The organism is Paenibacillus sp. NPDC058071 (genome assembly GCF_042885235.1).
In the GTDB taxonomy this organism is placed as follows: Bacteria; Bacillota; Bacilli; order Paenibacillales; family Paenibacillaceae; genus Pristimantibacillus.
The window spans coordinates 1-23,136 of the sequence record NZ_JBHVSK010000003.1 but is presented as its reverse complement, the minus strand read 5'-3'; the positions used below and the strand labels follow the sequence as shown (position 1 = coordinate 23,136).

Sequence of the window (23,136 nt, the reverse complement as noted above, 5' to 3'; positions counted from 1 at the left end):
TAATGGAGCCTAACGATCGTGTGGTTCCGGTTCCGCTCCAACGACTGCAGGAAGCTTACGGCAACGAAGTCGAGCTCATCGGAGAAGGCGGGCAGCCCGAGCTTTTCCTAATTAAGGCGGAGTTCCAGCTCGGTCCGTATGTATACGCCTCCTTACAGTCGCCGGCTATGGCGAAGGAACAGGAAGTAGAACTGTTCCGCGTCCTCTTGAACGACGAAGGCGAGCTGCAGCTTGCTACAATCGAGGATGACGAGGAATGGGAGCTTGCCGCGGAGGCTTATGACGACCTGCTGTTCGCAGGCGAGGATATGCCTTAGGGCCGGCTATCGCCGGCTCACCGCTACAACCGGATAGTTCAATGAACGAAGAGCGGCTCACACCGCTCTTTTTCACGGAATAAAGCGGGATGCGGACGTGAAGCAGCTGTAAATCAGTGTTTTCGCCTTCTGCAGAACTGGAGTCGAATGAGTAATTACGCAGCTTGAGAAGTTGTTGCAGGCGGTTATAAATCATTTAACGGGAGGAAGCGAAGGTTGGGTAGAGCGAATCGAAATTCATCAGGTCCGACACCGGCCCGCATAGCGATGTGGGTCGTTATCAGTTTGCTTAGCATTATGATTATCGGAGCCGGAAGCGTATTTTTGTATGTATGGACAGGCCTTAAGCCGACAAAGGCGGGAGAGCCGAAGCAGGTTGTTATCGAGAAGGGCTCTTCGGCGTTTGTAGTATCCGATGTGCTCGAGAAGCAGGGAATCATTCGAAACTCTTTCATTTTTAAATATTACTTGAAATTGAAGAACGAAGGCACGCGCTTTCAGGCGGGCACTTACGAATTAAGTCCGGGCATGGATAAAGACGCCGTCATTGCCAAGCTGAACAGCGGCGAGACCGTGAAAGAGGATACGATTAAGTTTACGATTCCGGAAGGATTTACGGTGCTGCAAATCGCCGATAAGCTGGCTGCGGACAAGCTGGTTGACCGCGACAAGTTTTTAGCGCTCGCCGATTCCGCGACCGCCGATTGGGGCGATATCGAGGCGGTTCGATCCATTCCGAAGGATGGTAAGCTGCATCATCGTCTGGAAGGCTACTTATTCCCTGAAACGTACGAGCTGAAGATGGAGAGCACCGAACAGGATATTTTGAACCGGATGCTGGCCGAACTGGATAAGAAGCTGGACGCCTTGCCTGAGAACTGGCAGGAGGCGATGGAAGAGCGCAAGTTGAATCTGCATCAGCTGCTGACGATCGCTTCTTTGGTGGAGCGGGAGGTTGTTGTGAAGGATGAGCGTGCGATTGTGTCCGGGGTCATCAACAACCGGATTAAGAAAGGCATGCCGCTGCAAATCGATGCTACCGTGCAATATTTGCTCGACAAGCCGAAGGAACGGCTGATGGAGAAAGATTTGCTGATCGACAGCCCTTATAACACGTACAAAACGAAAGGGCTGCCTCCGGGGCCGATCGCAAGCCCGAGTCTCGCTTCGATTGAAGCGGCGCTCTATCCGGAAGAGACCGATTACTTCTATTATGTCACGAAAAAAGACGGCTCTCAGTCTCACTTGTTTGCCGTCACTTATAAAGAGCATTTGAAAAACATCGAGAAAAGCAACCAGACTGCCAAGCAAGGAGAGTAAATGAGCTATGGGTAAAAAGCCTGAATTATTGACGACCGCCTCGTCGCTTGCGGAGCTGGAGGCGCTGGCCGATGCTGGCGCCGACGCTTTCGTCGTCGGTGAGTCGCGTTACGGCATGCGGCTTCCCGGCGAATTCGACGCGGCGGCTATTGCGCAAGCGGTTAAGCTTGCTGAGCCGCGCGGCGTCAAAATTTACGCCTCGCTTAACAATTTGATGGACAACACCGTGCTGGATTCGCTGCCTGCTTATGTTCGCAGCTTGTCCGAGGCGGGAGTGAGCGGAATTGTTTTTGGCGATCCGGCCGTGCTGATGACGGCGAGAGCCGAGGCGCCTCACCTTCCGCTGCACTGGAACGCGGAAATGACGTCCACGAACTACAAGACAGCCGAGTATTGGGGACGCCGGGGCGCCTCGCGTTTCGTGCTGGCCAGAGAGCTCAATATGGATCAAATTGTCGAGATGAAGTCGGCTACCGCTATGGCGGTCGAAGTACAAGTACATGGCATGACGAATATCTATCACTCTAAACGGAATCTCGTCAACAGCTACATGGATCATCAGCAAACTTCAGGTCGGATTGAAGGCATCGATTCGGCAAGCGGTCTTTATTTGACCGAGGCGGAGCGGCCGGGCGAACGCTATCCGATATTCGAGGACGCGAACGGCACGCATATTATGAGCGCCGACGACGTATGTATGCTGGAGAATTTGCATGAGCTGATGGAAGCGGGCGTCGACAGCTTGAAAATCGAAGGGATGCTCAAGCCGCTCGCCTATAACGAAGCGGTCGTGAGAGCTTACCGTCATGTGATCGACGCGTATTGCGCCGATCCTGCAGGCTACCGTTTTGATGATGAGTGGCTGGAACCGATACGAGAATTGCAGAATCCGGAGCGCGAGCTGACATTCGGCTTCTTTTATAAAGAACAGGTATATTGAAATGTGAAGGAACCGGAGCCGGGCGGCGGCAGAGCCATGCCGGCCTGCGGTTTAAAGGAGGACAACGAAGATGGCAACAGCAGGGCAGATAACACCGCGCTACCAAGGCAAGCGGCATCGGCTCGAACGGCCGGAGCTGCTTGCTCCCGCCGGCAATCTCGAGAAGCTGAAGTTCGCGGTCCATTACGGCGCGGACGCCGTCTATATCGGCGGGCAAAAATACGGCCTGCGCTCCAATGCGGATAATTTCAGCTTCGAGGAAATGAAGGAAGGCGTCGAATTCGCGGCGCGTTACGGCGCAAAGGTGTTTGTGGCTACCAATATATATGCCCACAACGAGGATTTGGATGGTCTTGAAAGCTATTTGAAGAAGCTCGAGGAAGTCGGTATTGCGGCCATTATTGCAGCTGATCCGATTATCGTCGATACGGCGCAGCGGGTCGCTCCGAAGCTGGAGGTGCATTTGAGCACGCAGCAGTCGACGATCAACTGGCAGGCTGTCCAGTTCTGGAAGGACGAAGGGCTGCCGCGCGTCGTGCTCGGGCGGGAAACAAGCTTTAAGGAAATCGCCGAAATTAAACAGCATGTCGATATTGAGATCGAAGCTTTCATCCACGGAGCGATGTGCTCATCGTATTCGGGACGATGCGTGCTCAGCAATCATTTTACTGATCGCGACTCGAACCGCGGGGGATGCTGCCAATCATGCCGCTGGAAGTACGACTTGTTCATTGACGAGGAGCAGCAGGCTTACGAGGAAGGCGACGATCAGTTCACAATGGGCTCCAAAGATTTGTGCATGATCGATTACATGCCTGAGCTCATTGACGTCGGCGTAGACAGCTTCAAAATCGAAGGACGGATGAAGAGCCTCCATTACGTGGCTACCGTCGTCAATGTCTATCGACAGGCGATCAACGCTTATTTTGACAATCCCGAAGGCTACGAGTTAAAGCCGGAGTGGGTGGAGGAAATCAATAAAGCGGCCAATCGACCGCTCAATACGGGCTTTTTCCTCGATGCACCAGGCGCTGAGGATCATATTTATAGTCCTGAGGAGAAGGCGGCGCCTTACGATTTTGCCGGCGTCGTGCTGTCTTACGACGAAGGAACGAGCATAGCGGTCGTTCAACAGCGCAATCATTTCATGCCAGGGCAGGAAGTCGAGTTCGTAGGACCCGGTGGCAGGTTCTTCAAACAAACGCTGGACGGTATAGCCGACGAGAACGGCAATGCGCTCGATGCCGCGCGGCACCCGCTGCAGTCCATTCAAATTCGCACGCTGCATCCGGTTAAGCCAATGGACCTGATGCGTAAAAAAATGGGTAAAAAACAATAAATTCGGACATAAACAGGAATGATCAAAAATCGATCATTCCTGTTTTCTTTTTGAAACGGAAATAAGCGTTTAACTGTGGTTCGACTATTAGTAATTATCATACACGACGAGATTCGACGATATATTTTATCAATTGACAATTGTCTAATCATACCAAATAATAGGGTTATATTCATACCTAACTTTAGGTGTAAAGTACGATGCCTGTTTGCGAAAGTCGTACCATTTTCACATTACTATCGGACAAAGGCGGTGCCTGACTTTGAAGAAGGAACGGAATAAGAAGCAGTTGCAGGACAAGCAGAGCTCGGCTGCAAACAAAAGTTCGGCCTCCGGCAATCAATTGAAAGCGCAAACAAGCGGCAGTGCAAGCGGTAGCGCAGCAGCATCCTCCAAGTCGCTGTTTCAAGGGATGACATTGACGAGTCCTTCGCGGTCGGTCGGCACGAAGCTGTTTATTATTATTTTCGTCAGCATTGTAGCCTGCGTCCTAGTCGTCGGTTTAATGGCCTACAGCCAGACGAAGAAAATTGTCGAGGAAAAGGTGTCGAGCGCAAGCTTGCAAACCATTAATCAGTCGGCTTCCAACTTGGATATTATTTTTAAAAACTACGAAGATATAACGATGCAAATTCTGATCGATAAAGAATTCCACAAGCTTGTCGGCAAAATGAAGGACAGCAACGACGATTACTCGAAGTTCGAGGCTTCGAAGGATCTGACCGATAAAGTTCAAAATTTTGTCATGGGCAACAACTCGATTCTCGGAATCTATTTGCTGCCGCTTGATCCGAAGCTATCGGTCGTAACGGCGGGCGGCGCGAGCGTGGCCTCCTCCGAGAAGCTGGTTAACAGCGACTGGTTCCAGAAGGTGAAGGAAGCGAACGGGAAGGCCTACTGGGTCGAAACGCAGCTGGAAGGCTTCGGCGATTCGATCGCGAAGCCGACGTCGATTGGCGTCGGACGGGTGCTCAACGATACGACCATGAATTCCGCAGGCTATCTCATGCTTATGGAAATCTCCTTGTCGGAAATTGAGAAGCAATACGAGAATGTCAATCTTGGCGAAGGCAGCCAAATTACGATTGTGGACGCCAATAACAACTATATCGCCAATCCCGATCCCACTATGATCGGCAAGCCGCAAACGGTCGCTTTGCCGGCCAATGAAGAGGGCGAGCAAGGCGGATCGGCGAAGGTGGCATCGACCGGTGGAGAAGCGGTGCTGGCGGCTTATAAGACATTCAAAATGGTTGACTGGAAGCTGGTCGGCACGATACCGGTCGATCAACTCGTTAAGGATGCGAACGTCATTCGCCAAATGACGTGGATTACGATTATCGCTGCGGCTCTTATCGCAATTGCAATCGGAATGCTGGTCATCCGGACGGTAGCGATGCCGCTAACCAACTTGCGCAATCTGATGAATGAAGGGGAGCGCGGCAATTTGACCGTTCGTTCATCCTTGAAGGGCCGGAAGGACGAGATTGGACAGCTCGGCGAAAGCTTTAACCAAATGATGGTGCAAATTACGCAGCTCGCTAAGCAGACGACGCAATCGGCGCAGGACGTGCTGGCTACGGCGAGCGAACTGTCCGACGCTTCTAAGAAAACGGCCTTGTCGTCGAGGGAAATTTCGACGGCGACTGAAGAGATTGCGAGCGGCGCAAGCAGCTTGGCCGTGGAAGCAGAGAAAGGGACCGACCTGACGAACAACATTAACGAGCAGATGAGCAGTGTAATGGCTGCGAACGCACAGATGGTTGAGTCGGCAGGAGAGGTTGAAAAGGCGAGTCAGCAAGGTACCGCTTATATGGGCATCTTGATTGAGAAGACGGGTCAAACCGAGGAAATGACCCGTTCGATGGTCGAGAAGGTCGACAGCTTGAAGGAGAGCACCGGATCGGTCGTGAAAATTCTCGACGTGCTGAACAGCATAACAAAACAGACGAATATTTTGTCCTTGAATGCGACCATCGAGGCGGCGCGTGCCGGTAGTGCCGGCAAAGGCTTTATGGTCGTTGCGGACGAAATACGCAAGCTGGCTGACCAGTCCCGCCAATCCATTGATGTCGTTGCTCAAATTATTGAAACGATTCGCAGCGAAATCGAAGAAACAGTTCGCGTTCTGTCGGAGGCGTATCCGCTGTTCCAGGAGCAGATCGGCTCGGTGAAGGAAGCCAATCAAATCTTCTATACCGTGGAGCGGCAAATGGGACAATTCGTTACTCATCTCGGTTCCGTAACGGAGTCTATCGGCCATCTGGACGAATCGCAGACGGTGCTGACTGAAGCGATGGGCAATGTCAGCGCGGTCGCTCAGCAGTCGTCGGCTACCTCCGAAGAAGTAGCATCGCTCAGCTCCGAGCAGCTCAGCATAAGCAACGGCCTCGTGCAGTTGTCGGAGCGCCTGGATACGGTATCCCGCGAGCTGAAAGAATCACTGGCCCGTTTTCAAATTAATGAGTAAGAAACATTGATGAATAGAAATCAGCCATCCGCCTGGGCGGAGCCGGACAACCGGCTTCGCCCAGGCGGATTTTTTTGTTTTACCGCAGCAATAACAAGGGGATACTGCGAATAAAATGCTATTGCTGGAGGCTTGCATCATGGTGAAACGGGCGATTGCGGTCGCGATGCTGATTACGGTCGTTTTGGGATTATTTATCGTCAGGCTGGCGTGGCTGCAGCTGTTTCCGTGGTCCCATCACGCTTCCACGGCGGCCGTGAAAAGCAGTACGAGAATGTCTGTCGCGCAAAGACAGCGCAGCTTAACGCTCGATACAGGCAGAGGAGACTTCGTCGATCGTTACGGGCGAGCGATAACGGGTGAGACCTATGACTCCGTCGCCCTTTTCCCGATCCATCCGGAAGCGAGAGGCACTGAACGCGACTTAGCTGAGCTGGCTAAGCTGCTCAAAGTGCCGGAAAGCGAGCTGCTTGCGAAGTGGAATGGCATGGAATCCCCCGATTATTGGCGCAGCGAAAAGAAAGAACAGCCTTACCGGCTGAGCGAAGAGCAGAAACGCCGGCTTGCAAGCCTGCACCTGAATGGGGTACGCGTCCTTCCTTATCGCAGCAGAGCGCTTCATTTGTTCCAAGCGATCGGATTTACGAGCCAGCATCCGGAGTGGCTTAAGTCCGCTTATCCGAACGAGCTTGCAAGCGGGAAGCGAAAGCTGACCGATCAAGTCGGCGGCATTGGGCTCGAGAAATCGCTGGACAAGCTGCTGCGCGGTATTGGCGAGACGAAAGCGTCATACTTCGTTGACGGCAAGTACAAGCCTTTGAGCGGCTTGGATATGCGCATCACCGGACCGGAAAACGCCTACTACCCGCTGCAAGCCGTAACGACGATCGATCTGGAACTGCAGGAGAGGCTGGAAGCTTACGCGGATGCGCAGGGTTTGAAAGAAGGAGCGATTGTCGTGTTGGATGCCCACAACGCCGATATTGTAGCGATGGTGTCGCGTCCGGCGATGAGCCGCCGTTTCGCGGCGGGAGGGGAGAACGGGCAAATTAACCATGCGCTTGTAGCGGTTCCTCCGGGCTCCGTCTTTAAATTGGTGACGGAAGCGGCGGCGCTTGAGGCAGGCGTAGCCGCCGAGAACGAGATATTCACGTGCAACGGAGAATACGGCCGTTACGGTCTTAGCTGCTGGAAGGAAGGCGGGCACGGCAGGCTGACGCTGCGGGAAGGGCTGGCTCAATCGTGCAACGTCGCTTTCGCGACGATTGCCGAGCGACTTCGGCCTGAGCAGCTGGAACGGACGGCCGCGGCGTTAGGCGTAGGAAAACAAGTCGGCTGGTATGCGGCGAAGCCGTTTGGGCCTTTTCGCGAGCCGCTGCGCCTACTTGGAGAGGAGGAAGCGGGCAGACTGTTCTATATCGACGGAAGCGCCTCAACGGCGGAGTCGAAAACGAATAAGGTGAATAAAGCGAATAAAACGAATAAAGCGAATGAACCGAGAGAAGTGGAAGAAGCGGTAGAAGCGGCAGAAGCGGCAGCATCTGTGGCGGCAGCGCAGGCGCGCAAGCAGATCGACGGCGGCGTTATGGCGCAAAGCGGCATCGGCCAGCGGGATGTGCTGATGACGCCGCTTCAGGCAGCGAATTTGACGGTGACGCTGTTAAATCACGGACGCGTGATGGAGCCGCGCCTTGTCAGTGAGATTCGTTACGCCAATGGAGGAAGGTTGAGCGAGCTGCACGAAAAACGGCTTGCTGGCAATCGCATTCAGCCAGCCACCGCCCGCAAGCTGCTGCGAGGTATGGAGGCGGTCGTCGACCATGGCACGGGCCGCTCGATTCGCGAAGGCATATGGCAGGTCGCCGGCAAATCCGGCACCGCCGATGTGAAGCGGAATGGAACGCCACGCATTCATCAATGGTTTACCGGTTACGGCCCGGCGCAGTCGCCGCAGTATGCAACTGCTGTACTGGCGAAATATCGGCCTTCCGGCAGCGCCAATCAAGCAACTGCTTTATTTCGCGGCGTGATGGATATATTGGCGGAGCATGAGATCAGGCGCTTGGCAGACACTGATAAGCGGTAAGCTTAACTTTTGCAAAAGAAGAAAATGCCTCGATACGCATGAGTCGCAGCAGCATTGGTCAGCTGCGACTCGGTATAGAGGCAGAGGAGCATTGGTCAGTTGTGACTCGGTATCGAGGCAAAGGAGCATTGATCAGTTGTGACTCGAGTACCGGGTCTAAGAAGCATTGGTCAGTTGCGACTTGAGTATCGGGTCTAGGAAGCTTAAGTAGACGCTAAATTGCGTTTTCCGGTACTAGCTTGGGATTAAACAGACTGCTCCGGCTTGTCCGGCCCTATACCGGGCTCAGGAGCGGGGCCAGGGTCTGTGGCTAGAAATGGCGCTTTTTCGAACTCATCCTGCGGCATTCGAATCCAGCGATGGAAGAAGCCTTGATCGTACAGCGCTTTAATCAATATGATTAGCACCGGCGACAGGATGACACCAGCAACGCCGAACAATTTCAGCGAAATAATCATGCACGCAAGCATAGTGAAGGCAGAGACGCCGAGCGTGTCGCCCGTAATTTTTGGCTCCAATATTTGACGCGTCAGCACGACGGCGAGGAACAAGACGGACAGCCAGATCGCCAGCGTAAAGTTGCCGACGATGAATAAATAAATAATCCAAGGAATAAATATGGTGCCGACGCCAAGCAACGGCAAAATATCGAAGAAAGCGGCCAGCAGCGAAATCGCAAACGCGTTATTGACGCCAAGCAACAGCAGCGAGACGAAGATAACGACGAACGTAATGCTGATCATAATCGCTTGCGCTTTAATATAGCCGGAAATGCCTTTGAATACATTTTCACGCAGGAAGAAGAACGCTTGCTTGAATGTATTGGGCGTCTTTTCTTTCGCTGTTTTTTTCCAAATTTTAATTTCAATGCTCAAAAAGTACGCCAGTATAATGCCGATTACAAAGTTAAATAGAAAATTGGAGAAGGAAGTGACGTAGCCGTAAAGGCTGTTGAACAATTTGGTCAGCAGCTTCGGCAAATTGTCGGTAACGCCTTTAATATATTCGGTTGTTTTGCGAACCCAGTCGCTCGGCAGCGATTCGAGCTTTTGCTGAATGACGTCGGCGTTCGCCTCGACCTGTCTTTCCAATAACTTCTGATATTTCGGCAAGCTGTGATCGATGAAATCTTTTCCTTGGATCGTCAGTATGTAGGCAAGCCCGGAAAAAGCGGCGAGAATGACGGCCGAGAAAAGAAGCACGGATATGCCCGAGGCGATCGACTTTTTGACGCCGATTTTATTCAGCCTACGAGCGAGCGGCTCGATGCATAGGTAGATGACGAAGGAGAAAAAAATAGGGGTAGCAATTTTGTACAAGTAGCTGAATGTCAGCATGATTAAGTACACCGTCAGCGCAATAAGGCCGATATCGAATGCGGTGCGCCAATATTTTTTGTAAAACGGCAGCATGTTCGCAGCTCCTTCGTAATATAGGATTATATCCGATTCAATTGTACTATAATTTTGAAATGGATGCCTATTTCAAGTCCGTTATGTTACAATTAAATTTACGGTCATCTACTAAAAGAGATATGCCGAAGATTTAACTAATTTCTAAATAATGGGGGAAAAATTGGTGAATTTGCTGCTTTGGGCACTTTACTTCTTTTCGTTTTATGCCTTTCTCCCCGCATTTATTAGCCGTACATTTGGATTTCGCGTATTCAAGAAAGGGAAGGTGGAGCGTGAAATTGCGCTGACGTTCGACGACGGTCCCGATCCTGAATATACGCCGCAGTTATTGGATTTGCTTGCGCGTTACAAGGCGAAAGCCACGTTTTTTGTAGTCGGCTCACATGCGGAGAAACACCCGGAACTGCTGCGCCGCATGCATGAGGAAGGGCATATTATCGGCATTCATAATTATGTTCATAAATCGAATTGGCTCATGCGTCCACGCACGGTCAGAAAACAGATTCAGCAAACAGCGGATATTATCCGCGAGGCGACGGGAGCTGATTCGGTTTTTTATCGGCCGCCGTGGGGAATCGTTAACGTATTCGATTACGGTAACCTGGGACACTACCAGATCGTACTCTGGTCCTCCATGTTTGGCGATTGGCGGTCGGCGCTGGGAGCTGACAAGCTAAAGCAGCGGATGATGGAGAAGCTTCGTCCTGGTGAGATTGTTTTATTGCACGACTGCGGACGGACGCCCGGAGCGGACGCGGACGCGCCCGCTCAAATGCTGATCGCTTTGGAGGCTTACTTGAAGGAAGGAGCTAATCGGGGGTACCGCTTTATCGGCGTAAGGGAAATGATGGAGCTGTCGGAATTAGCTAAGAACGGCGCAGTAAGCAGCAAGTCGGAGCCGCGGGCAGTTGCGCAGCCGCCGCGGCAGTCGTTTTGGAAAAGAACGGTGATTCGTCTGTGGCTGTTGTATGAGAAGGCGTTTCACGTTGTTTATGGCCTGAAACAAGTGGGGGACGCCAGTCCGGCTTTTCACTATCGCGTGAAAAAGTACGGCGGAGAGGCGGTTGAGCTGTCCAACGGGGAACAGCTGTCCAAGGGCGATAAAATTGTTGAGTTGCATTTCGACAATAAGAAGCTAAGCACGATAGCCGCTCAGTCCAAGTCGCCGCTTGCAACAGGCATACGCATATTGCGGGAAGTCGAACAGGCGCTTCCGGTGCTCGCAAATACGATTGCCGGCGATCCCGACGCTAGAGCCGCAAAGTCCATATACGGCGTTACAATGGTCTATCGAGGCGCGAATAAGCTGGGCTTTCAAATAGTAAACTTGCCCGACGGGCTGTTTGCACGCTCAAGTCGCATTTATTTGCGCGTGCTGATGCGCGTGCTCACTAACAAGCAGCGCAATGCGCGAGCGAAGGAAAGAAGAAGCACCATCGATCCGAAAATGCTGCTCATGCCGATCGGCAATCTGCTGGTGTTAGCGACGACTACACTGCAAGACAGCGCAGTGAAGCTGACCGAAGCGGTCGACAGGGCGCTGCATGCTACGGTGGAAGAGCCTTCGCAAGCTGGTGGCAACACGACCGCGATATAGATATGTAAAAGGAATATGTAAAAGGAATATGTAAAAGGAATATGTAAAAGGAAAAAGTTTGTGCCTGATGTCCGCCCGCTAATCGATGGCGGACGGCAGGCGCAAGCTTTTTGTTTGCAGCTAGAGTGTGATTGATGGGGCACCGCACCTTATGCTGGGAGATGCTTTTGTGATTGACTATATCGCCTCTTTAGAGGCGCAAAAATGAGGGGACAGCCGGTGGGCTGTCCCCTCATTTTTGCTATCGATATATTTACTGGATGGTGAACATTGCTCACATTGATGCTAGGCGCTGAACGCTGGAAATAACGTCCAAAATGCAGTTATTTCGAGGAAATTGGCTGTGAAGCGAGAAATAACTGCCAAATTGCATTTATTGGGTGGGGAGGAGCCTCGAACGGGCATGGAACGCTGGAAATAACGTCCGAAATGCAGTTATTTCGAGAAAACTGGCTGTGGGGCGAGAAATAACTGCCAAATTGCATTTATTAGGTGGGGAGGAAGCTCGAACGGGCATTGAGCACAGGAAATAACGTCCAAAATGCAGTTATTTCGAGGAAATTGGCTGTGGAGCGAGAAATAACTGCCAAATTGCATTTATTGGAGGGGAGGAGGCTCGAACGGGTATGGAACGCTAGGAATAACGTCCAAAATGCAGTTATTTCGAGAAAATTGGCTGTGGAGCGAGGAATAACTGCCAAATTGCATTTATTGGATGAGGTGCAGGCTTGAAGGGGCATGGAACGTTGGAATAACGTCCGAAATGCAGTTATTTCGAGAAAAGTGGCTGTAGAGTGATGAATAACTGCCAAATTGCATTTATTGGGTGGGGAATGCAGATAGGTGACGTTGAGTGTGGAAGCGGGGGAATCAGAGGAATGAGTGAGTTTGGAGGAAGTGGTGAAATCAGATTTCATTACATAGGAGATTTAATTAAATAAGTTAATGTAGCGGGTAGTGGCATAAAGGGGGTTAAAGGATTGAAGCGATGAAAGTGATACACGAGCAATAGACCCACCCACACCACTATCAAAACAAAAAGAAGACGTTCGCATGTAGCGAACGTCTTCTTCTTGATGCCGCAAGCGGCCTTCTTACATTTTCATTACGCCGCCTTCGCTGGCGTTTGTTACAAGGTGGGAATAGCGAGCCAGGTAGCCGCGTTTGATTTTCGGTTCGAAGCCCGGCCAAGCAGCGCGGCGCTTCTCCATTTCCTCGTCGCTGATTTCAAGCGTAATAGTGCGGTTGTTCATGTCCAGCTCGATGATGTCGCCGTCATGAACGAAGGCGATCGGTCCGCCCTCAGCTGCTTCCGGCGAGACGTGGCCGATGCTGATGCCGCGGGATGCGCCGGAGAAACGGCCGTCGGTAATAAGGCCGACTTTCGTGCCGAGGCCCATGCCGACGATTTGCGAAGTCGGAGCGAGCATTTCAGGCATGCCCGGTCCGCCTTTCGGACCTTCGTAGCGGATAACGACAACATGTCCTTCTGTAACTTTGCCGCCTGCAATGCCGGCCAGCGCTTCGTCTTGCGAATCGAAGCAAATTGCCGGACCGCGGTGGTAGCCGCCGACCGATTTGTCGACAGCGCCGACTTTGACGATCGAGCCGCGCGGAGCGAGGTTGCCGAACAGAACGGCCAGACCGCCGCGTTCGCTATGCGGATTGTCGATCGGGTGCAGAACGTCTGTGTCGACAATTTCGCAGCCGACAACGTTCTCGCGAAGCGTTTTGCCTGTAACGGTCAGCATGTCGCCGTTCAGAGCGCCTTCTTTTTTGAACAATTCATTAATAATCGCGCTTACGCCGCCGGCGTTATGCACGTCTTCGATATGATAGTCGGAAGCCGGAGCGATTTTGGCCAAATGCGGCACGCGCTCAGCAACTTCATTGATAAGTTCAATCGGATAATCGATACCTGCTTCGCGCGCAATTGCGAGCGTATGAAGTACGGTGTTGGTCGATCCGCCCATCGCCATGTCGAGTGCGAAGGCGTTGTCGATCGATTCTTTTTTCACGATATCACGAGGCTTGATGTCGGCTTCGATCAGCTTCATCAGCTGGCGTGCCGATTTCTTCACGAATTCTCTGCGCTCAGGCGAAACAGCGAGGATCGTGCCGTTGCCTGGCAGTGCGAGGCCGAGGCCTTCAGCCAAGCAGTTCATCGAGTTAGCCGTGAACATGCCGGAACAGGAGCCGCAAGTCGGACAGCCGAATTGTTCAAGCTCGAGCAGCGACTGGTCGTCGATTTTGCCAGCCATATGAGCGCCGACGCCTTCGAATACGGAAGTGAGCGAGATTGCGCGTCCATCTTTCGTACGTCCGGCTTTCATCGGTCCGCCGCTGACCATAATGGTCGGGATGTTGACGCGGAGCGCGCCCATGATCATGCCCGGAGTAATTTTATCGCAGTTCGGGATACAGACCATGCCGTCGAACCAGTGCGCGTTAACGACTGTTTCTACAGAGTCTGCAATAATTTCGCGGCTTGCAAGCGAGTAGCGCATGCCGATATGGCCCATGGCGATACCGTCGTCGACGCCGATTGTGTTGAATTCGAATGGCACACCGCCGGCTTCGCGAATCGCTTCTTTAACCAGCTTGCCGAATTCTTGAAGATGGACGTGGCCGGGAATAATGTCGATATAAGAGTTGCAAACCGCGATAAACGGCTTGCCGAAATCTTCTTCCTTAACGCCTGCCGCACGAAGAAGGCTGCGGTGAGGAGCGCGGTCAAATCCTTTGGTGATCATGTCTGAACGCATTTTTTTAGACGACATGTAAGTCCCTCCCATTTTGTATGTCGATAACTTTTAGTTTATCATACCGGACAACTATTGGGAAGCGAGCTTCCGCGGCCGTAAAAGGGCGTAAAGCTTAAAAAAGTTTAAAGATTTGCTTATTTTTTCTGAATTCTGACAAGTATGGCGGGCGATCGGCAATGTTATCCTGTATAGTGGGTAAATAAGTTGCGTCGTTTGTTACTGGAACTGCTGTGGAAGCATGAATGTTATGGTATATAGATCGATCGAGAAGGACGGTATATAGGAAAGGGCGATATAGGGTGAGCCGGAAAATATTAATTGTGGACGATGAGCGAGAAATCGCGGAATTGATCGAAATTTATTTGAAGAACGAAGGCTATGAGACGGTACTTGCCGCCGACGGCGAGCAAGCGCTGGAGCGCTTTAGTGAGCAGCGAATCGATCTGATCGTGCTCGATATTATGATGCCTCGCATGGATGGATTGGAATTTTGCCGCAGGCTGCGCAAGGAATACGAGGTGCCGATTCTAATGGTGAGCGCCAAGGCTGAGGATATGGATAAAATTATGGGGCTGATGACCGGCGCCGACGATTACTTGGTTAAGCCGTTTAATCCGCTTGAATTGACGGCTCGCGTTCGTTCGCTGCTTAGAAGATCTTATCAATACAAGGCGGAGCCAGTCGAAAACCGGGGAGAGCATGAGCTTCGGCTTGGCGGGCTGACCATCGACAAAACGAGCCATACGGCACAGGCCGACGGCAAGCCGCTAAATCTGACCTCGACTGAATTCGGCATTTTGCATTTGCTGGCCAGCCATCCAGGGCGGGTATTCAGCGCCGAGGATATTTTTCAGCAAGTATGGAAAGAGAAATATTTTGAATCCAACAATACGGTCATGGTGCATATCAGCAAGCTGCGGGACAAGCTGGAGCAGGAGTTGGGCGACAAGCTGATTATTACGGTTTGGGGGGTCGGCTATAAAATTGAGGGGTAACATCGCGTTGCGCATCATTGCCCGAAATATGATGCATTTTGTGCTGAGCGGCATTTTGGCGATCATCTCCGTTTATTTTCTAATATGGTTAGCCGATACGTTGACGAGCGGATATAACGATCTGCGTTACTGGGTTTACCGGCTGTTGAGTGTTACGGGCAGAGAAATTCCTGTAGTGACGATCGGCATTTTATTGTTCGTTGTTTATTTTTGCATCTTTCAATGGCGCTATTACCGTTACGCCGGCCAAATGAGCCGTTCGATTCATCATATTTCAGAAGGCCATTTCAATGAGACGATAGCGGTTCAAGCCCAGCACCCGCTCGGTCATATCGCAAGAGACACGAATATGCTGATCGATAAGCTGAAAAATTCATTGGAGGACGAGCGGCGTGCGGAGCAAACAAAAAATGAACTCATTACGAACGTGTCCCACGACTTGCGGACGCCGCTTACATCGGTGCTCGGTTATCTGGGGCTGATTGTGCAGGATCGCTATCGCGATGAGGTTGAACTGCGTCATTACGTGCAAATCGCTTATGAAAAATCGCAGCGTCTTCATGTGCTGATACAGGATTTATTCGAATATACAAGAATGCGCCATGACGCCATTCCTTTAAAAATGGTCCAATTCAGCTTGAACGAAATGCTCGGCCAGCTGCTCGTCCAATTTCATCCGCAGCTGGAGCAATCGCAAATGGAAGCAAGCTTTACCAGCAAGGAGAAAGATTTGGCGGTAACGGGAGATCCCGCTAAACTTGTGCGCGTGTTTGAGAACCTGTTGTCTAACGCTATCACATACGGACACGAAGGCCGGCGGGTTGATATTCGGCTTTGGCGGGAGCGGGACGCAGCAGTTGTTGAGATCGTCAATTACGGCGAACCGATATCGGCGGTCGATCTTCCGTATTTGTTCGACCGCTTCTATCGGATTGACAAATCCCGTACGGCGGAGAAGACAAGCGGCGGTTCCGGGCTGGGGCTGGCGATTGCAAAAAGTATTGTAGAGAGGCATCGCGGCACGATCATCGCCGCGAGTGACTCCCAGTCCACAAGCTTTACCGTCAGGCTGCCGATGACGCTGCCGGAACCTAGGTCGAACGAACTTACTGGCAACGGCAACGGCAACGGCAACGGCAACGGCACTGACGCTGGCGTTGGCGTTGGCATTAATGAAAAGATGTCCTGAACATCTTAATGGTTTTTTAAGTTTTTTTTATGGTTTCGTTACAATCCCCTTAAAATGCTGCTCTTACAATAAGAGCAGACATTAGAAAGGGGATTTTTTTTATGACAAAAATACAAATGCGCAGGGGAACAGGTTTCCTTCTTTTTATTGCCGGGGCGATTATTTTTGGGGTTACGGGGTTGAAATGGATCGACGCTTCCGGATGGACAGGCGTAGAGGCTCCTGAAATTGCCGCCACCGCCTCTATATTACTGGATGCCGAGACAGGAGAGGTGCTGTATGAGCACAATGCCGGTGAGGCGCTGCCTCCTGCGAGCATGTCGAAGATGATGACCGAACTGATCGTGCTCGACTTCGTCAACGACGGCAAGCTGAAATGGAGCGACGTCGTCGATACAAGCGGTTACGCAGCCGAAGCGCCTGGAGCGCAAATCGGTTTCGGGGCGGGCGAGCGCTGGTCGGTTAGAGAGCTGTTCGAAGCGACGGCTGTTCATTCTTCGAACGATGCGGTGATTGCGCTTGCCGAACACATTGCAGGTTCTGAAGCAGAGTTTGTGAAGCTGATGAACAAGCGGGCCAAAGAAATCGGATTGTCGAAACATGCTGTCTTCGGCAATGCGACGGGGTTGAGTCGCACTGATCTTGCGGCGTTTCCGCAAGCGTCGTCCGAGCGGGATACGGTGCTGACGGCGAAGGATACGGCGGTGCTTGCTCGTTTTCTAATTAAGAAATACCCGGAAGTATTGGACGTTACGGCGAAGGGCAGCGTCAAGCTGGCAAGACTGGATTCAAATCTGCCGTCGACCAATCAAATGCTGAATGGCAAACCGTTCGCGTTCCCAGGCAGTGACGGTTTGAAGACGGGGTATACCGAACGGGCGGGTTATTGCTTTACCGGCACGGTTGTGCAGAATGGACGACGGTTGATATCGGTCGTGATGGGAGCCGAGACGGCGGAAAGCCGATTCATGGAGACGTCCAAGCTGATGCAATACGGCTTTTACAACAGCAAATGGGATGCATGGAAAGCTGATCTGGCCTCAAAGATCGGTTTCTAATCGAATATCTCATCATGTCATATTCATGTTATGTATTTTCATAAAAATGGTTATTATTTTATACAATTAATAAATATGTTATCTAATCTTACACAAAACCATTTACTTCCTTTTGTGGGCTGTCTATAATGAAACTAATCTGGCCGAGAGGTGAAAGGATGCAACTGACGGAACGCGAGAAAGAGAAGCTGCTCATTACAATTGCCGCAGATTTGGCGAAAAGGCGAATGAACCGGGGCGTTAAGCTCAACTATCCGGAAAGCGTCGCCTACATCACTTCGGAAATTATGGAAGGCGCACGCGACGGAATGACCGTAGCCCAGCTGATGGAGTACGGAACCCGCATTCTTACGCGCGATCAGGTGATGGAAGGAATTCCAGAAATGATCCAGGAGGTTCAGGTGGAAGCGACGTTTCCAGACGGGACGAAGCTGGTCACCGTCCATCATCCGATTGGCGGATAGCCATCGTCGCTTGCGAAGGAGGAAAGGTATGATTCCAGGACAATACCGGACGGCTTCAGGAACAATCGAGTTGAACGCCGGACGTAAGACGATCCAGGCTGTCGTTGTGAACACCGGCGACCGGCCGGTACAGGTCGGCTCGCATTATCATTTTTTCGAAGTGAACCGGGCGTTGAAGTTTGATCGGGAGGCTGCATTCGGTATGCGCTTGCATATTCCTGCAGGAACGGCGGTCCGCTTTGAGCCGGGCGAAGAAAAACCGGTCACGCTGGTCGAGCTGGGAGGAAGCAAGAAGAGCTACGGCTTGAATGGCTTGACGCGAGGAAAGGCTGAGCATGGGGCGATGCCCGAAGAGGTTCGCTTGCGCCTGGCCGCATGGGAAGGAGCGGGCGAATGAGCGGAATGGACAGGAAAAGCTATGCGGCCATGTTCGGTCCAACGACGGGGGACGCCGTCCGGCTGGCGGATACAGGGCTGTGGGCGGAGGTTGAACGAGACTATACCGTTTACGGGGACGAATGCAAGTTCGGCGGAGGAAAAGTCATTCGCGACGGCATGGGTCAATCGAGCGGTGCTTTGCGAGATGAAGGCGTGCTGGATACGCTCATTACGAACGCCGTCATCATCGATCATTGGGGCATTGTGAAAGCCGATATCGGCATTAAGGACGGCCATATCGTCGGAATCGGCAAAGCTGGCAATCCCGATATTATGGACGGCGTGTCCCCGAATATGATCGCGGGGGCAAGCACGGAGGTCATTGCCGGAGAAGGCAAGATTGTAACGGCCGGCGGCATCGACTCGCATATCCATTTTATTTGTCCGCAGCAGATTGAGACGGCGCTCTCTTCCGGCGTTACGTCGATGATTGGCGGCGGCACGGGACCGGCTACAGGGACGAACGCGACGACGGTTACCCCGGGCAAATGGCATATGAAGCGAATGCTTGAGGCGGCCGAGCAATTCCCAATGAATATCGGATTTACCGGCAAAGGCAACGCTTCTTTTATGGGACCGCTTGTTGAGCAGATCGAAGCGGGTGCCATCGGTCTCAAGCTGCACGAGGATTGGGGCACAACGCCGGCGGCGATTGACGCCTGCTTGCAGGCGGCGGACCAGTACGATATTCAAGTGGCGATTCATACCGATACGCTGAACGAAGCGGGCTTTGTTGAGGATACGCTGGCTGCGATCGGCGGGCGGACGATACATACGTATCATACCGAAGGGGCGGGAGGCGGCCATGCTCCCGATATTATTGTGGCGGCTGCTGAGCTGAACGTGCTGCCGTCTTCTACGAATCCGACCCGGCCTTTTACGATCAATACGATCGAGGAGCATCTTGACATGCTGATGGTGTGCCATCATCTGGACAGTCGCATTCCAGAGGACGTTGCGTTCGCTGATTCGCGCATACGGCCGGAGACGATCGCAGCGGAAGATATATTGCATGACATGGGCGTGTTCAGCATGATCAGCTCCGATTCGCAGGCAATGGGACGGGTCGGCGAAGTCATCATTCGTACCTGGCAGACCGCTGATAAGATGAAAAGCCAGCGCGGACCGCTTGTTCCCGATACGGAAGGTAACGATAACTTCCGCATCAAACGGTACATCGCCAAATATACGATCAACCCGGCGATCACGCATGGCATTTCTCATCTTGTCGGCTCAATCGAGCCTGGCAAATTCGCCGACCTTGTCGTGTGGAATCCGATGTTTTTCGGCGTTAAGCCCGATTTGGTGCTTAAGGGCGGCAGCATCGCTTTTGCCCAAATGGGCGACCCGAATGCGTCCATACCGACGCCGCAGCCGGTATTCGGAAGGCCAATGTTCGCTTCTTTCGGTAAAGCGGTGACGCAAAGCTCAATTACATTCGTTTCGCAAGCGGCGTACGATCGCGGCATTGCCGAGGAGCTTGGACTGCACAAGCGGATCGAGCCGGTGCGGGGCTGCAGGACCGTAACAAAGAAGGATATGATCCACAACGACGCGACTCCGGCAATCGCGGTTGATCCGGAAACCTACAAGGTAACAGTCGATGACGAGCCTATCACCTGCGAGCCTGCAGATGTGCTGCCGATGGCGCAGCGGTACTTTTTATTTTAGAAGGAGCGGATGCGCGCAGTGGATACTCGGAGTTCTTGGCTCGCGATGCAGCAGCTGCTTGATTCCGCGCTTCCGATCGGTGGCTTCTCCCATTCATTTGGGCTGGAGACGATGGTGCAGGAAGGGCGAATTTCTACAGTTACGCAGCTTTACGAATATGCCGCTGCGATGATGGAGCAAAGCTGGGCGACGTCGGATGCGATGGCGGTTCGAGCAGTCTACAGAGATGGACCTCGCGGCGACTGGCCGCGGCTGTGGGCGGTTGAGCGGCTTGTTCATACGCAGCGAATCGGGGCGGAAACAAGAAGCGGCGCCGAGAAAATGGGGCGAAGGCTGCTGCAGCTTGCGGGCGCGATCTATCCTCAGTTGGATTGGACGGCGCTATCTAATGCGAGCAAGAAGGGAGAGTGCTTGACCACTCACCCGCTCGTACACGGTTACGTTTGTTGGCGGCTGGGGGTCAGCGAGCGGCAGGCGATTGAAGGCTACTTGTACGCCTGCATCGTCACTTGCGTGAACAGCGCGCTGAGGCTCATGTCGATGGGGCAGACGGAAGGACAGCAAGTGATTGCCAGACTGCTGGAGCGGACGCCGGCTGCGGCGGACGCTGCTATGCTTCTTGAGCCGGAGGATGCTTACGCGAATATGCCAATGGCGGAACTGGCAATGATCCGGCATGAAACGCTCTACTCCCGATTATTTATGTCATAGTGGGCAACAATTGCAGCGATTGTATAGAAGCAAGGCATGAAACGGTTTTTCTATCTTTTTATAACCATAATGGAGGGATTGTCATGTGCGAAGGCCAAGGACATACGCATCAGCAATGGGAGAAACCGGAGATCGACGCTTCGCGTCCGATTCGTATTGGGATTGGAGGACCGGTCGGATCGGGGAAAACGGCGCTGGTCGAGCAATTGTCCCGCAAGCTTAGCGGTAAATATAGCGTTGCGGTCATTACAAACGATATCTATACAAAGGAAGATGCCCGTATTTTGGCTGCTACCGGCGTGCTGCCCGAGGAACGAATTCTTGGCGTGGAAACGGGCGGCTGTCCGCATACGGCGATTCGTGAAGACGCTTCGATGAATTTTGAAGCGATTGAGGAGCTGGAGAGCCGTTTCGAGAAGCTGGACCTTATTTTTATCGAAAGCGGCGGGGACAATTTGGCTGCTGCGTTCAGTCCAGAGCTGGTTGATCGCTTTATTTACATTATCGACGTGGCGCAAGGAGAAAAAATTCCTCGCAAGGGCGGTCCCGGCATTATGCGGTCCGACCTGCTCGTCATTAATAAAATCGATCTGGCTCCGTTCGTTGGTGCGAGCCTTGAGGTAATGGATGCCGATTCGAAAAAAATGCGCGGCGACCGTCCGTTTATTTTCTCCAACATGTTCGGGGGCGACGGCGTCGACGATATCGTCGGCTGGCTGGAGCATGAAATCGCCCATGCGCGCGGCGTCGAGCATTCGCATATCGTTCAGCTCGGCTCTATCCCGCATCGCCATTAAGCGATGGCCAACAACGCATCTTGGGAGAGGACGCCCGGCGCAGCGAATGCCCCCAGAACGTCCGTGCTTCGCGCGAGATTTCGAAGAAGCGGACATATGACGACCCTGGCTGAGAAATACCATACGGCGCCGATAAAAATCGCAAAAGCTTTTCCGCTTGCGAGCGAGCTCGGCGTAATCGTCATGGATGTGTCGCCGGGGCTGTTAGAAGGAGACCGTTACGACTTCTCTTGGCATGCGGAAGCAGGGTCTTCAGCATTCATTACGAACCAATCGTATACGAAAATTCACCCCTGCCTACCTGAAGGGGGAGCGTCCATGCGCCAAACGTTCGAGCTTGGCGAAGGCGCGGTGATCGAGCATATGCCCGAGCCGATCATGCTTTATAAAGACGCGCGCTTCAGCGGCGAGACTATCGTCCGGCTGTCGCCGGGAGCGGTCTGGATGCAAGCCGAGGTGCTCTGTCCTGGACGGACGCTGCGCGGAGAACAGTTTCAATATAGGGAGCTGCGCAGCTCTCTATCTGTCTATTACGAAGACGAGCTTATCTTCGCTCAACGCCAGCTGATCGATCCCGTTCGTCAGCGGCTTGCCGTGCCGGGCTGCTGGGAGGAGATGACGCATACGGCGACGTTCTATCTCTTTTCCGACCGGAATTTCGCAGTGCTTTTGGACGCGGTGAAAGAGCGGCTTGAGTCGCTGCCTTCTTTCGGCCCGCACCGTGTAGCGGCGGGAGCATCCGCAACGTTTCGTCACGGTATAGCGGTTGTCGCGGCTTCTACGGCCGCTTGGCCGCTTCAACAAGCGATGCGACTTGTATGGGACGTATCGCGGCAAGTGGCGCTCGGACGGCAGCCCTCTGCCTTTCTTAGAAGCTGAATCTCGCATTTTCTGGAAACTTCTTTTAATGAAGCAACTTGGCTGTTTCAGAAAAAAACGGTATAGTTGAATTAATGACTATATACGGTGAGGGAAGCGAATGGATGAGCAGATGACAAGCAAATACGAGAAGCTGAAAGAAATGGACGAGGCGTTCCGGATGCTTCGCAGGCTTATTAATGCGGAATACAACCGTTTTAACGTACATGGTTTGGGGATGACCGAAGGCAAAATGGTGCTGCTGCTGGACGAGAAAGGGCCTCAAAAGGCTTCGGTGATGGCGGAAATGCTGCGAATAACGAGCGGAGCCGTAACGGGTATTGCCGACCGGTTGATCGAGCACGGCTATATTAGCCGTGGCAGAAGCGAGCATGATCGCCGAATTGTTCTGCTGGAGATAACGGAAGAGGGCCGGCAGCTGGTAGGGTACATTCTCGAAATGCGTGAACGGGTGATGCTGAAGCTGTATGACGGCTTCGAGCTCGAGGAAATGTCTGTTGCGACGGACATGTTTCTGCGTATGAGCGCCAATCTGGAGAAAAAGTGCAAAGATTAATTATCCGCCTGATCGATCCGTCTCCGGAAGATCAGGTTTTTCGTATTATTAGGTCAGCCAGAATGTTCTGGTTGGCCTTTTTTAATTGGTCGTTATACGATGGCGGTAGCCGGGAGAACGAAGCGGTTT

At 52.6% G+C, this 23,136-nt stretch carries 19 protein-coding genes; 17 read left to right on the top strand and 2 right to left on the bottom strand.

The window, feature by feature from the left end:
• The first annotated feature begins 2 nt into the window (after positions 1-2).
• The 6 genes from ACFVTB_RS05580 to ACFVTB_RS05555 all read left to right on the top strand — a co-directional run bounded on the left by ACFVTB_RS05580 (position 3) and on the right by ACFVTB_RS05555 (position 8,472).
• Positions 3-317 (top strand): DUF1292 domain-containing protein, encoded by a 315-nt coding sequence (locus tag ACFVTB_RS05580; RefSeq protein ID WP_387746231.1) that lies wholly within the window; start codon positions 3-5, stop codon positions 315-317.
• Between the two features lie 267 nt (positions 318-584).
• Entirely contained in the window at positions 585-1,637 is a 1,053-nt protein-coding gene (gene mltG / locus ACFVTB_RS05575) for an endolytic transglycosylase MltG (protein WP_387746992.1), read from the top strand.
• A 7-nt stretch (positions 1,638-1,644) separates the two neighbouring features.
• Complete coding sequence (locus ACFVTB_RS05570; RefSeq protein ID WP_387746230.1) at positions 1,645-2,577, top strand: peptidase U32 family protein; 933 nt, start codon at positions 1,645-1,647, stop codon at positions 2,575-2,577.
• A 70-nt stretch (positions 2,578-2,647) separates the two neighbouring features.
• A complete protein-coding gene (locus ACFVTB_RS05565) occupies positions 2,648-3,916 on the top strand; it encodes a peptidase U32 family protein (RefSeq protein WP_387746228.1) in 1,269 nt (422 codons plus the stop codon).
• Positions 3,917-4,421: 505 nt separating this feature from the next.
• Complete coding sequence (locus ACFVTB_RS05560; protein ID WP_387746989.1) at positions 4,422-6,386, top strand: methyl-accepting chemotaxis protein; 1,965 nt, start codon at positions 4,422-4,424, stop codon at positions 6,384-6,386.
• Positions 6,387-6,525: 139 nt separating this feature from the next.
• Positions 6,526-8,472 (top strand): peptidoglycan D,D-transpeptidase FtsI family protein, encoded by a 1,947-nt coding sequence (locus tag ACFVTB_RS05555; protein WP_387746226.1) that lies wholly within the window; start codon positions 6,526-6,528, stop codon positions 8,470-8,472.
• A gap of 245 nt (positions 8,473-8,717) precedes the next feature.
• Here the strand turns inward: ACFVTB_RS05555 and ytvI are convergent, their stop codons facing one another.
• Positions 8,718-9,884, bottom strand: coding sequence for a sporulation integral membrane protein YtvI (gene ytvI, locus ACFVTB_RS05550; protein WP_387746225.1), 1,167 nt, complete (start codon positions 9,882-9,884; stop codon positions 8,718-8,720).
• A gap of 166 nt (positions 9,885-10,050) precedes the next feature.
• Between ytvI and ACFVTB_RS05545 the strand changes: the two genes are divergently transcribed.
• Positions 10,051-11,484 carry a polysaccharide deacetylase family protein gene (locus ACFVTB_RS05545; protein ID WP_387746223.1) on the top strand — a complete coding sequence of 478 codons (1,434 nt, stop codon included), beginning with the start codon at positions 10,051-10,053 and terminating at the stop codon, positions 11,482-11,484.
• 1,094 nt (positions 11,485-12,578) lie between these two features.
• Here ACFVTB_RS05545 and ilvD read toward each other — a convergent pair.
• Complete coding sequence (gene ilvD, locus ACFVTB_RS05540) at positions 12,579-14,264, bottom strand: dihydroxy-acid dehydratase (RefSeq protein ID WP_387746222.1); 1,686 nt, start codon at positions 14,262-14,264, stop codon at positions 12,579-12,581.
• Between the two features lie 284 nt (positions 14,265-14,548).
• On the opposite strand from ilvD, the gene ACFVTB_RS05535 reads away from it, so the two are divergent.
• The 10 genes from ACFVTB_RS05535 to ACFVTB_RS05490 all read left to right on the top strand — a co-directional run bounded on the left by ACFVTB_RS05535 (position 14,549) and on the right by ACFVTB_RS05490 (position 23,007).
• On the top strand, positions 14,549-15,244 hold the full coding sequence (locus tag ACFVTB_RS05535; protein WP_387746220.1) for a response regulator transcription factor: 696 nt from the start codon (positions 14,549-14,551) through the stop codon (positions 15,242-15,244).
• Positions 15,234-16,433 (top strand): sensor histidine kinase, encoded by a 1,200-nt coding sequence (locus tag ACFVTB_RS05530; protein WP_387746219.1) that lies wholly within the window; start codon positions 15,234-15,236, stop codon positions 16,431-16,433. The genes ACFVTB_RS05535 and ACFVTB_RS05530 overlap by 11 nt, the downstream gene beginning before the upstream one ends.
• 101 nt (positions 16,434-16,534) lie before the next feature.
• Entirely contained in the window at positions 16,535-17,491 is a 957-nt protein-coding gene (locus ACFVTB_RS05525; protein ID WP_387746217.1) for a D-alanyl-D-alanine carboxypeptidase family protein, read from the top strand.
• A 158-nt stretch (positions 17,492-17,649) separates the two neighbouring features.
• On the top strand, positions 17,650-17,955 hold the full coding sequence (locus ACFVTB_RS05520; RefSeq protein WP_387746215.1) for an urease subunit gamma: 306 nt from the start codon (positions 17,650-17,652) through the stop codon (positions 17,953-17,955).
• A gap of 28 nt (positions 17,956-17,983) precedes the next feature.
• A complete protein-coding gene (locus tag ACFVTB_RS05515; RefSeq protein ID WP_387746213.1) occupies positions 17,984-18,352 on the top strand; it encodes an urease subunit beta in 369 nt (122 codons plus the stop codon).
• Complete coding sequence (gene ureC, locus ACFVTB_RS05510) at positions 18,349-20,064, top strand: urease subunit alpha (RefSeq protein ID WP_387746211.1); 1,716 nt, start codon at positions 18,349-18,351, stop codon at positions 20,062-20,064. The genes ACFVTB_RS05515 and ureC overlap by 4 nt, the downstream gene beginning before the upstream one ends.
• A gap of 18 nt (positions 20,065-20,082) precedes the next feature.
• The gene (locus ACFVTB_RS05505; protein ID WP_387746210.1) at positions 20,083-20,775 is read left to right on the top strand and encodes an urease accessory protein UreF; all 693 of its coding nucleotides are present in this window, start codon (positions 20,083-20,085) and stop codon (positions 20,773-20,775) included.
• A gap of 83 nt (positions 20,776-20,858) precedes the next feature.
• Entirely contained in the window at positions 20,859-21,572 is a 714-nt protein-coding gene (gene ureG, locus ACFVTB_RS05500; RefSeq protein WP_387746208.1) for an urease accessory protein UreG, read from the top strand.
• A gap of 96 nt (positions 21,573-21,668) precedes the next feature.
• On the top strand, positions 21,669-22,451 hold the full coding sequence (locus tag ACFVTB_RS05495) for an urease accessory protein UreD (protein WP_387746206.1): 783 nt from the start codon (positions 21,669-21,671) through the stop codon (positions 22,449-22,451).
• Positions 22,452-22,551: 100 nt separating this feature from the next.
• A complete protein-coding gene (locus ACFVTB_RS05490) occupies positions 22,552-23,007 on the top strand; it encodes a MarR family winged helix-turn-helix transcriptional regulator (RefSeq protein ID WP_387746204.1) in 456 nt (151 codons plus the stop codon).
• The last annotated feature ends 129 nt before the right edge of the window (positions 23,008-23,136 follow it).

What these genes read in the sequence shown, in the direction of transcription:
- ACFVTB_RS05580 (WP_387746231.1), top strand. Translation starts at nt 3, where the DNA reads ATGGAGCCTAACGATCGTGTGGTTCCGGTTCCGCTCCAACGACTGCAG.
- mltG (WP_387746992.1), top strand. Translation starts at nt 585, where the DNA reads ATGTGGGTCGTTATCAGTTTGCTTAGCATTATGATTATCGGAGCCGGA.
- ACFVTB_RS05570 (WP_387746230.1), top strand. Translation starts at nt 1,645, where the DNA reads ATGGGTAAAAAGCCTGAATTATTGACGACCGCCTCGTCGCTTGCGGAG.
- ACFVTB_RS05565 (WP_387746228.1), top strand. Translation starts at nt 2,648, where the DNA reads ATGGCAACAGCAGGGCAGATAACACCGCGCTACCAAGGCAAGCGGCAT.
- ACFVTB_RS05560 (WP_387746989.1), top strand. Translation starts at nt 4,422, where the DNA reads ATGGCCTACAGCCAGACGAAGAAAATTGTCGAGGAAAAGGTGTCGAGC.
- ACFVTB_RS05555 (WP_387746226.1), top strand. Translation starts at nt 6,526, where the DNA reads ATGGTGAAACGGGCGATTGCGGTCGCGATGCTGATTACGGTCGTTTTG.
- ytvI (WP_387746225.1), bottom strand. Translation starts at nt 9,884, where the DNA reads ATGCTGCCGTTTTACAAAAAATATTGGCGCACCGCATTCGATATCGGC.
- ilvD (WP_387746222.1), bottom strand. Translation starts at nt 14,264, where the DNA reads ATGTCGTCTAAAAAAATGCGTTCAGACATGATCACCAAAGGATTTGAC.
- ACFVTB_RS05525 (WP_387746217.1), top strand. Translation starts at nt 16,535, where the DNA reads ATGACAAAAATACAAATGCGCAGGGGAACAGGTTTCCTTCTTTTTATT.
- ACFVTB_RS05520 (WP_387746215.1), top strand. Translation starts at nt 17,650, where the DNA reads ATGCAACTGACGGAACGCGAGAAAGAGAAGCTGCTCATTACAATTGCC.
- ACFVTB_RS05515 (WP_387746213.1), top strand. Translation starts at nt 17,984, where the DNA reads ATGATTCCAGGACAATACCGGACGGCTTCAGGAACAATCGAGTTGAAC.
- ureC (WP_387746211.1), top strand. Translation starts at nt 18,349, where the DNA reads ATGAGCGGAATGGACAGGAAAAGCTATGCGGCCATGTTCGGTCCAACG.
- ureG (WP_387746208.1), top strand. Translation starts at nt 20,859, where the DNA reads ATGTGCGAAGGCCAAGGACATACGCATCAGCAATGGGAGAAACCGGAG.
- ACFVTB_RS05495 (WP_387746206.1), top strand. Translation starts at nt 21,669, where the DNA reads ATGACGACCCTGGCTGAGAAATACCATACGGCGCCGATAAAAATCGCA.
- ACFVTB_RS05490 (WP_387746204.1), top strand. Translation starts at nt 22,552, where the DNA reads ATGGATGAGCAGATGACAAGCAAATACGAGAAGCTGAAAGAAATGGAC.